General features: G+C 64.0%; 4 protein-coding genes. 1 reads left to right on the forward strand and 3 read right to left on the reverse strand.

The features are described from left to right. Nucleotides 1–139: preprotein translocase subunit YajC (locus E7813_RS10295; protein ID WP_363331165.1), on the reverse strand; the 139-nt coding region annotated here is incomplete at its 3' end. A gap of 283 nt (nucleotides 140–422) precedes the next feature. Here E7813_RS10295 and E7813_RS10300 point away from each other — a divergent pair. Continuing rightward, nucleotides 423–1,346: an ATP-binding protein gene (locus tag E7813_RS10300; protein ID WP_291573449.1), complete on the forward strand. Its 924-nt coding sequence runs from the start codon at nucleotides 423–425 to the stop codon at nucleotides 1,344–1,346. Nucleotides 1,347–1,378: 32 nt separating this feature from the next. On the opposite strand, the gene E7813_RS10305 is transcribed toward E7813_RS10300, so the two are convergent. Together E7813_RS10305 and E7813_RS10310 are read right to left on the reverse strand one after the other, a co-directional pair. Further along, a complete protein-coding gene (locus E7813_RS10305; protein ID WP_291573446.1) occupies nucleotides 1,379–2,707 on the reverse strand; it encodes a peptidoglycan DD-metalloendopeptidase family protein in 1,329 nt (442 codons plus the stop codon). A gap of 107 nt (nucleotides 2,708–2,814) precedes the next feature. Next, nucleotides 2,815–3,244 (reverse strand): methyltransferase domain-containing protein (locus E7813_RS10310; protein WP_291573447.1); only part of this gene is annotated, 430 nt, incomplete at its 5' end.

Consider the following 3,244-nt stretch of genomic DNA (forward strand, 5'->3'; position numbering starts at 1 on the left):
CCTTCACCTTCTTCTGCTGCGGCCGCAGAATCAGGAAATACATGATCACGAAGATCAGCGCGAACGGCAGCAGCGACATCAACATGCTGTTGGTATCGCCGCCGGCTGCGGCCTGGGCATACGCAGGAGTAATGAACATTGCGGATATTCCTCGTGAAAGGGGGCACACCGGCGACGCTTCGGCGTCAGGCCGGTTCAGGCAAATTCGCGCGGGACTATAGCGGCCAGCCGCCCAATTGCAACGCCGCCAGACCCTTTCATTTACCGTTGCATTTGCCTTTGAATCGCGTGACTTGCGGCCTTCCCAAAGCCTCGATATGGGTGCGTGGTCAGGAACCCCGAAGATGTCGAAAAAGCCCCGCAAAACCGCAACCGGCGCGGCCCCCGGCAAAGCCGCAAGGGCGGCGTTGGCAGGGCCGCCGATGGCCGCGACAAAACGCCCGTCGGCGTCTTTCGGACCAGGCGCCGAAGAGCGGATCGCGCGCGCGCTCGAAGCCATCGTCGCGCATTTGTCCGCCACCTCTCCCAAGACCAGCGCCGCCGATGCATTCGCGCAGGCGGACGCCTTTGTCTGGCATCCGGATGGCCGCCTCGCGCCGGTGCCCCATGTCAGCCGCGTCGATCTTGGCCTGCTCAAGGGCATCGACCGGATGCGCGATATCCTGATCGAGAACACCGAGCGCTTCGCCAACGGGCTGCCCGCCAACAACGCGCTGTTATGGGGCGCGCGCGGCATGGGCAAGTCGTCGCTGGTGAAGGCGGCGCATGCCAGCATCAACGTCAGCCGCAAGCCGGCCGAACGCCTCAAACTGATCGAGATTCATCGCGAGGACGTCGAGAGCCTGCCGGCGCTGATGGACCTGCTGCGCAGTTCGCATTTTCATTTCATCGTGTTCTGCGACGACCTGTCGTTTGACGGCAATGACGCCTCCTACAAGTCGCTCAAGGCGGTGCTGGAAGGCGGGATCGAGGGCCGGCCCGACAATGTGATCCTCTACGCGACCTCCAACCGCCGGCATCTGCTGGCGCGCGAGATGATCGAGAACGAACGCTCCACTGCGATCAATCCCGGTGAAGCGGTCGAGGAAAAGGTGTCGCTATCGGACCGCTTCGGATTGTGGCTCGGATTCCACCGCTGCAGCCAGGACGAATACCTTGCCATGGTGAAGGGCTATTGCGGTCATTTCGGTATCAAGCTCGCGGAAGAACAGCTTGAGCGCGAAGCCCTGGAATGGTCGACCACGCGCGGCTCACGTTCGGGCCGCGTCGCCTGGCAGTTCACGCAGGAACTGGCGGGACGGCAGGGTGTGAAGCTCGGTGGCAAGCAGTCGTCACCGTCATCCTGACACGTCCCCGGGGATGAGGACTTGCGAACGCCTCACGCCCCATTGAGGAATTGAAGCGGGTCAACCGGTGTAGATCCTTTGCGGATCTCGAAGTGGAGTTGCGGCGACCCCACCTCGCCCGACTGACCCGATTTGGCAATGATCTGGCCGCGCTTGATCGCATCGCCGCGCTTCACCAGCAGTTCACTCGCATGGGCATATGCGGTGACGTAACCGTTGGCGTGCCGAACCAGAATCAGATTGCCATAACCCTTGAGTTCATTTCCCGAGTAAGCCACCACGCCGTCTTCCGCGGCTTTCACCGGCGTGCCCTCGGGCACCGCGAGGTTGATGCCGTCATTGGCCTTTCCGTTGGTCTTGGCGCCGTAGCTCGTGATCACCTTGCCGCGCACCGGCCAGCGGAAAGTCGGCAGCGCCCCGGTGGCTTCGGCGGCCTTGACCGGCGCGTCGGCTGTTGGCGGCTCAAGCGGCGTTGTCGCCTGGGCCAGGCGCGCCTTTTGCTGGGGATCGGCGGTAACCACGGAAGCGACAGGCTGAGCGGCGGCAACGGTCACCGGTTGCGCGGCCGGCACCATCGCCGCGGTCTTCGCACCGGGCACGGTCAGTTTCATGCCGAGCCTGAGTTTCGCCGAGGTGTCGAGATTGTTGGCTCTCGCCAACTCCGCCACCGGCACGTGGTTGCGATGCGCAATGCTGAGCAGGGTATCGCCGTGATTGACGACGTGAACGCTCGGCGCCGCAGTGGCGGTAACGACAGCCTTGCTCGCGGGTGCTGCCAGTACCGGAGCCGGGACGGCTGCGGTCTGCCGCGGCGGAATGATCAGTTGCTGGCCTGGCGACAGCGCGCGCGGGCCCTTGTAACCATTGGCCTGCAGGATCGCCGCGGGCGAAACATTATAGCGATGCGCCAGCGTTTCGAGCGTGTCGCTGGTGCCGACGATAATCGTGGTGCTGCCCTGTCCGCGGGTCGCAGCGACCGAACGCGGCGCGATGCTGCCGGTGGTCTCAAGCTGCGGATGGGAAGGCGGCGAATAGGAGGCAACCCCGCGCCCTCCTCCGGATGCCCCGCCATTGGCGGTCGGGTAGGATTGCGGAGCTGAAATCGGCGGCGGCAATGCCGAGGATTGATACTGGCTCTGGTATTGCGGACGGGAATACTGCGGCAGTTCGCGCTGCTCGACCGCGGGGGTCGGAACCGAACCGGTCGCTTCCGGCTGTGACGCAAAGGGATTGGAGAAGGAACTTTGCGAGAGACGCGTCGACATGTCGGCGCTGCAGCCGGCAAAACCAATCGACATCAGCGCCAGCACCGCAACGTGCGGCACGCGGCGCGAGCCAAGCAACTCGACGACACGGGACATGGTTACTCACTCGTACGCAACAAATTACTGTTTTGAGTAAACACGTCGCCAGTAAACAACCACTTAACCCGCCAATAACGCCTTGGCGGGAAAGCCAATCCGCACTTTCACAGCTCGCGGGCAATCCCCGGCAGCGCCGGCACGAAACGCACATCCACCAGCGGCTTGCGCTCAAGACCGGCATCGGTCCTGGTCATGCGGATCAGGGTCTGGGTGCCCTGGTGCGGACCGACCGGAGCGATCAGGATGCCGTCCGGTTCGAGCCGCTGCGCCAGTGTCTCCGGGATTTGCTCCATCGCCGCGGTGACGAGGATGCGGTCGAATGTGCCGGCGGCGGCCGGGAGGTCGAAGCCGTCCCCCAGCATCACCTCGACATTGTCGCAGCCAAGCTTTGCCAGTCGCTTCCGGGCGCTGTCGGCCAGGGTCCGGTAGCGCTCGATGGTCAGGACATGCCGGCAAAGCCGCGACAGGATGGCGGCCTGGTAACCCGAACCGGTGCCGATCTCGAGCACGCGATGTTCGGGCCGGACCTGCAAC

The sequence above is a fragment of the Bradyrhizobium sp. genome (assembly GCF_004799405.1).
Taxonomy (GTDB): Bacteria; Pseudomonadota; Alphaproteobacteria; order Rhizobiales; family Xanthobacteraceae; genus Bradyrhizobium.

Coding starts and splice junctions, on each gene's coding strand:
- E7813_RS10305 (WP_291573446.1), bottom strand. CDS start 2,707: ATGTCCCGTGTCGTCGAGTTGCTTGGCTCGCGCCGCGTGCCGCACGTT.
- E7813_RS10300 (WP_291573449.1), top strand. CDS start 423: ATGGCCGCGACAAAACGCCCGTCGGCGTCTTTCGGACCAGGCGCCGAA.